The sequence below is a fragment of the Brevibacillus daliensis genome, assembly GCF_021245735.1.
In the GTDB taxonomy this organism is placed as follows: domain Bacteria; phylum Bacillota; class Bacilli; order Brevibacillales; family Brevibacillaceae; genus Brevibacillus_B; species Brevibacillus_B daliensis.
In genome coordinates this window covers 1-6,005 of sequence record NZ_JAJISB010000062.1, presented here as the reverse complement: position 1 = coordinate 6,005, position 6,005 = coordinate 1, and the positions used below count along the sequence as shown (strand labels likewise).

The following is a 6,005-nucleotide window of genomic DNA, read 5'->3' as shown; positions in this document are numbered from 1 at the left end:
CTTAACCAAGATGTGTCCATGAAACTATACTAACTCCACTATCCAGTGTTGAGATATATAAGTACAAATATTAAAAAAGGAGGAAATGAAAATGACTCAAATCCAGCTTAAAGTTAAAAAATTGACACAAAGACTTGATCACATAGTACCTGATGATGCACCAAACAAGTAATAGTTTTATTTAATTTTTTGGAACAATATGAGTTAAGATAATTAACTCATATTGTTCCTCCTTCGTTTAAATAAATTAATATTATAAGGAGATGGTACAAATGATTTTACCGGGTCTTGTTGATTCCCATATTCCACATGGATCATTTTTTGATATCAATCAATATAAAGACATATTAAATAAAATAGATTATGGTGATCTATTATTTCCCTTTGTGTTATTTGGTAACTTGATAGGATTACAGAATATTAATGATCAACTTCTTGATCAGGTGAAAGGAAAGAAGATTAATATTAAAAATGATACATATCTTCTAGTATCTCAATTACCAGAGGATATTTGGAGTAATTTACCTATAAGATCTCATGAACTAATTACTCCAACAGAAGAGCAAGAACAAGAATTAAATCTTGCTCTACAATATTTATCAGAAAATTATCCTTCAGGGTACAAGCTTTTTTCAGAATTTGCTCGAGCAATTGCTTGGGTTAGCCTAAAAGATGAATTTAAGGAAAAAGATAGCCAAATTACTTCTTCTTCTTTCCCTATATTGCCTTTGTGTGTATTTATTTCAGATAAGGCCCAATATCACATTCCTCCTAATAGCATAAGTAAAGAATCATCTTATCGTTTTTTAGCTGAGAACCTATACCATGAAGCTGTACATCAAGCTGTTAATATGAACCTTCTTATGCATGAAGTTTTCATAGAGGATTATAATAGCCAAGAATCACCGAAAGTGGAGATTCCGTGGCGGTATAACCAAGTAAAACGGAATCAATTTTGGGAACTGGATCGTACATTCCATGCCACTATTGTATATAGTCAAATGATTAGATATCGATTAGCACAATTAAATAATTCGGATTTAAAACCATTTGAACGTTTAGCATTTGAAGAAGCCACAACAACGGGAATGGAAGCTGCAAAATACCTTAGTCAGTCATTATTAAATAATGAACAATATTTCACTAAAAAAGGTGTTGAATTAATTCAGGAATTGGCTAGTAATATTAAAACAGTAAGTCAAAGTGTATCAGAAGTCCGTACCTATAAATAAGAGCAGAATAAGTGCATAGGAATAGGAGTGGTTGAAATTATGCTTAATAATTCATCAACGAGTAAACCACATCAACAATCCCAATCAGAGCTTCCAAAAGAAAAACTTGGCAAAAACTTCTTTCTCTTATGGACAGGGCAAACAGTTAGTACTTTTGGTAATCAAATAACCATTATTGCACTTCCTCTTGTTGCAATTTCTTTTCTACAGGCTAGTAACTTTATTGTTGGTATGTTAAGTGCTATATCTTTCTTACCAAACTTTATTATAGGACTTCAGGCTGGGGCATATGTAGATAGAAAAAGTAAAAAAACTATAATGTTGTTCTGTCAAGCCATAAGTGCTGTTTTATTACTATTGATACCAATATGTGCAATTAATGAAGCATTAACAACATGGTTCCTTTTTGTTATTGCATTCATCACAGGATGTTGTACAGTATTTTATCAGGTTGCTTATACGTCATATCTGCCAGAGATCATTGAACCAAAATTGCTACAAAGTGGCAATTCAAAATTAGAAATAACAAAGGGTGCCGCACAAACAGCCGGACCGGGTTTGGGAGGTTATTTAGTTAATATTTTTAGTGCGCCAATGGCTATAATAATTGACGCACTTAGCTTCATAATCTCATTTATTTTGATCATTATGCTTCCGAAAGACACAGTAAAAAATATTAAAAGGGATAATAAATCCATCTGGCCAGATATTTATGAAGGCCTTACTTTTACCGCAAAACATCAATTACTGAGAGCAATTTTAATTAGTTATAGTTTAAGTGTAATTTTTATTGGGCTATTTCAATCTATTTCGGTTCTTTATATGACTCGCACACTTAACTTAACTGCAACAAATATTGGATTAATTATTGGTCTGGGTAATATCGGATTCCTTATTGGGGCTATTATCACCAAACATCTTTCAATAAAAATAGGGATCGGAAAATCAATTGTTTTTTCATTAGGATTGATTGCTGTTGGGTTTTTAATAATAGGATTTGCTCCAAAATCTACGTCAATTCCATGGCTCATTTTTGGACAATTTGTTCTTAGTTTAGGAGTACCAATTTATAATATAAATTTTGTTAGTCTCCGTCAGGCTATTACCCCACGTTCATTACTTGGTAGGGTAAGTTCTGTTTCTAGATTTGTTGGGCGCGGATTTGTCCCTATCGGAGCATTTATGGGAGCAGGATTAGCTACTGTGTTTGATCCCCGTGTTGCCGTTATAATATCTGGTATTGGTGGGATTTTAGCGATATTACCAGCATGTTTCTCATTTGTAATCAGAGTAAAATCTATACAAGATGCTCAGGAATACTCAAATAATTATGAATAGGAGATGTAATATATGGAAACGGAATTTAAAACCTTAGAACAATATAAACCGCAATTTACGGAGAGTTTTGAGGAGGTTTGCACAAATCTGAAATCACTAAGTGACAGACTATTTAATCTTTTACCCGATAAAACATTATCTCCAGATGAACGTTTAGAAAGAATTGCACGTATAATTCCAACAAGCATACTGTGCGGAGATTATCATAAGACTGGAAGAACTAAACTCAACAAATTACGTTATAGGCTTGATGAATTGGTTCCAGATAATAATTTGGACTATAATCAAAAACTTGAATTTTTAGTTGATCTAGTTAATGAAACTGTTCCTGGTGATATGCTACTATACCAAAAACTTGAGCTTATTGGAGATAAAAGAAAATCTGACATTGGTAGATAATTAAATTTTATATAGGACCTTTGGGTCTTCAATAAAACACGAAGAATTAGCACATTTATTTCATTTCAATAAATTTTTGTTTATTTCTTTTTTTATAATAATTAAAATTGCATATGCAAACATATTTTTTAATAAAACAGACCCTAGTGTTGAGTAGTGCTTTTGTTGTTAGAAGAATAGACAAGGGGGGTGAATAAATGAATAATTCGATAACGTTTGTTGCAACTGGTGATAGTTTCATTACACGAAGGCTACCCTCAAAAGACGAATCCTTTAAAATGTTATCTTCCCTTATTTGCAGTGCGGACGTACGTTTTACAAACTTAGAAGTTACAACTCATCACCTTGAAGGTACTCCTTCTGCAGTCAGTGGGGGCACATGGGCCGTTGCTCACCCGGACGTATTAAAAGACTTGAAAGCATATGGTTTTAATGTTTTAGCATGGGCAAATAATCATACTCTTGATTATTCTTATGATGGGCTTGCTGCTACTGAAAAATATTTAAATCAATATGATTTTATACATGCAGGTGCAGGGAGCAATCTGGCAAATGCAAGTCAACCCAAATATTTAGAAACTCCTTCTGGTCGTGTAGCTTTAATTTCAGTTACTTCTACCTTTCATGAATCATGGATAGCTGGTGAACAAAGACCAGATATGATTGGTAGACCGGGAATTAATCCACTGCGTCATAATACTCTCCACGTTATCTCGAGGGAAAAAATGAAGCACCTTCAAGATATTGCAGAAATAGTAAATGTTAATGGATTCTATAATAAAGGCATAGAGGTAGGCCTCGTAAAAAGACTTAATGAAGGGTTATTCCCCTTCGGTAGACTAATATTTCAAGAAGGTGAGCAAGAAGGCCGGTATACAAAACCTCATAAAAAAGATCTAAACCGTATCTTAAGTTCAATATCTGAAGCTAAACGTCAAGCAGATTATATTATAGTCAGTATACACAACCATGAAGTAAAAGGGGACACACTTGATGAGCCAGCTGATTTTATTAAGACCTTTTCAAGAGCTTGTATAGATGAGGGGGCACATGCTATCATTGGTCATGGTCCGCATGTAATTCGTGGTATTGAAATCTATAGGAATTGTCCAATTTTCTATAGTTTAGGAAATTTTATATTTCAAAATGAAACGATAACACATTTACCATCTGATTTTTATGAAAAATACGGATTAGATCATAACCATAATGTAGCTGATGCTCTTGATGCAAGAAGTTACATGAATACTAGAGGATTTTCAGCATATCCAGATGCATGGGTGTCTGTACTACCACTATGGAGTATGATAGAAGGGAAATTATCACAACTTACATTATACCCGATTGATCTTGGCCAGGAAATTCATCGTTACAAACGTGGTTGGCCCAAAATTAGCCAGAATGAGGACATTCTACGAAAATTAAGCAAATTATCTGTCCCATTTAACACTATATTAAAAATAGAAAATGGAATTGGAAAAGTTGTTCTTTCATAATTATGTTCCTTTATAGATTAACCTAATATTATTTATTACCTATTGGCTTAGGAAACCCCTTAAGCTTGTCCTCAATTTGTTAGGATGAGTATAGGGGTTTTTTTATTGATAAATCTAGTACTATCTAAAAAGAGGGAGACTAAGACAAGAAAAAAGGGAAGATTACCTACTAATTAGAAATAAAAAGCTGGTCAGTGATATTATCCCCTTTAAGTACACAGTGTAAAAAAAGCCCGCTCATCAAAGATTGGGTGTTACTCTATCTTCGGAGGGGATTTTTCGTATGGCTAAAAAAGGAAAAGCACATCAACAATATACGGTGGAATTTAAAGAAAATGCCGTTGCTTTGTACGAACAAAAAGGAATCAGCTATGAAGCAATTGCTAAAGAATTGGGAGTACCTAGTGCCACACAGATTAAAGATTGGGTTAGAAAAAAGCGGAAGGGTGAGAGCATAGAGAATCAGCGAGGTAAAACAACTAAAAGTGATAATTTTTTTAAAGGGTGTCCACGCTCAAAATTTACTAGTGTGGAAGAGGAAAGAGATTACTTAAAAGCGCAGGTAGAATACCTAAAAAAGCGCTATCCAAATCTTTAAGAGGAGAGTGGGATTCAAAAGTAGCTCGCTTTACTGTTATTAACCAGTTAATAAGTAAATACCCTCTTACATGGTTAGTTGAGATTGCCAAAGTTTCCCGCGCTGGTTATTACAAGTGGAAACACACGCAAAAAGAGGCAACAACGTGATCAACTCATAAAGAAACATATCATGGCAATTCATCATGTACATCCATACTATGGCTATCCTAGAATGAGAATTGCGCTAAGAAAGAATGGTTTTGTTGTAAATCACAAAAAAGTATATCGGTTGATGAAAGAGATGAACGGCCAGTCCGTCATTCGTAAGAAACGGCCATTCTATGGTAGAAAGGCATCCGTTGTTAACCCTAACTTACTTAATCGGAAGTTCACAGCCGAAAATCCAAATCAATTATATGTAACAGATATTACTTTTATAGCACTGAACGATCGATTTTATTACCTATCGGTAATCCAAGACCTTTTTAACAACGAAGTTGTTGCCTGGAAGGCTTCACGTTGGAACGATTTACATCTTGTTTTAGATACTTTAGAACATTTGGTATCACAAAGAGACGTGCAAGGAGCTGTCCTGCATTCTGATCAGGGCTACCAATACACGTCTAAGACGTACAATAAGCGATTGGAGGATTTTGGCGTGAGAGGTAGCCACTCTCGCAAAGGAAACTGCCTCGATAACGCCTGCATAGAATCCTTCTTTTCTCATCTCAAAACCGAGACATTGTACTTTTCTGATTGTAAGACAGATGAAGAACTGATTCAAGCCATTGAAAAGTATATCTGGTTTTATAACCATGAACGATTCCAGAAAAAACTTGGTCAGTGTGCCCCGGTTGAATACCGAAACAAACTGGCTGCTTAGGCTTTTTTAATACTGTCTACTTGACAGGGATAAGACCAAGACTCCCATATGCATATAAGTGAACAATTCTGGGTTTTG

At 34.5% G+C, this 6,005-nt stretch carries 4 protein-coding genes and 1 pseudogene; all 5 read left to right on the top strand.

Going from position 1 to position 6,005, the window contains the following annotated elements:
* Nucleotides 1-272: 272 nt before the first annotated feature.
* The 5 genes and pseudogenes from LM917_RS24155 to LM917_RS24135 all read left to right on the top strand — a co-directional run bounded on the left by LM917_RS24155 (nucleotide 273) and on the right by LM917_RS24135 (nucleotide 5,927).
* The gene (locus tag LM917_RS24155) at nucleotides 273-1,232 is read left to right on the top strand and encodes a hypothetical protein (RefSeq protein ID WP_232700250.1); all 960 of its coding nucleotides are present in this window, start codon (nucleotides 273-275) and stop codon (nucleotides 1,230-1,232) included.
* A gap of 39 nt (nucleotides 1,233-1,271) precedes the next feature.
* On the top strand, nucleotides 1,272-2,570 hold the full coding sequence (locus tag LM917_RS24150) for an MFS transporter (protein WP_232700249.1): 1,299 nt from the start codon (nucleotides 1,272-1,274) through the stop codon (nucleotides 2,568-2,570).
* Between the two features lie 12 nt (nucleotides 2,571-2,582).
* Nucleotides 2,583-2,969, top strand: coding sequence for a hypothetical protein (locus tag LM917_RS24145; protein WP_232700248.1), 387 nt, complete (start codon nucleotides 2,583-2,585; stop codon nucleotides 2,967-2,969).
* Nucleotides 2,970-3,166: 197 nt separating this feature from the next.
* Nucleotides 3,167-4,465 carry a CapA family protein gene (locus LM917_RS24140; protein WP_232700247.1) on the top strand — a complete coding sequence of 433 codons (1,299 nt, stop codon included), beginning with the start codon at nucleotides 3,167-3,169 and terminating at the stop codon, nucleotides 4,463-4,465.
* Nucleotides 4,466-4,748: 283 nt separating this feature from the next.
* Nucleotides 4,749-5,927, top strand: a pseudogene (locus LM917_RS24135) (IS3 family transposase).
* Nucleotides 5,928-6,005 lie beyond the last annotated feature (78 nt).

Bases quoted from the DNA above. Each gene is read 5' to 3' on its own strand.
- LM917_RS24155 (WP_232700250.1), top strand. From the start codon at position 273: ATGATTTTACCGGGTCTTGTTGATTCCCATATTCCACATGGATCATTT.
- LM917_RS24150 (WP_232700249.1), top strand. From the start codon at position 1,272: ATGCTTAATAATTCATCAACGAGTAAACCACATCAACAATCCCAATCA.
- LM917_RS24145 (WP_232700248.1), top strand. From the start codon at position 2,583: ATGGAAACGGAATTTAAAACCTTAGAACAATATAAACCGCAATTTACG.
- LM917_RS24140 (WP_232700247.1), top strand. From the start codon at position 3,167: ATGAATAATTCGATAACGTTTGTTGCAACTGGTGATAGTTTCATTACA.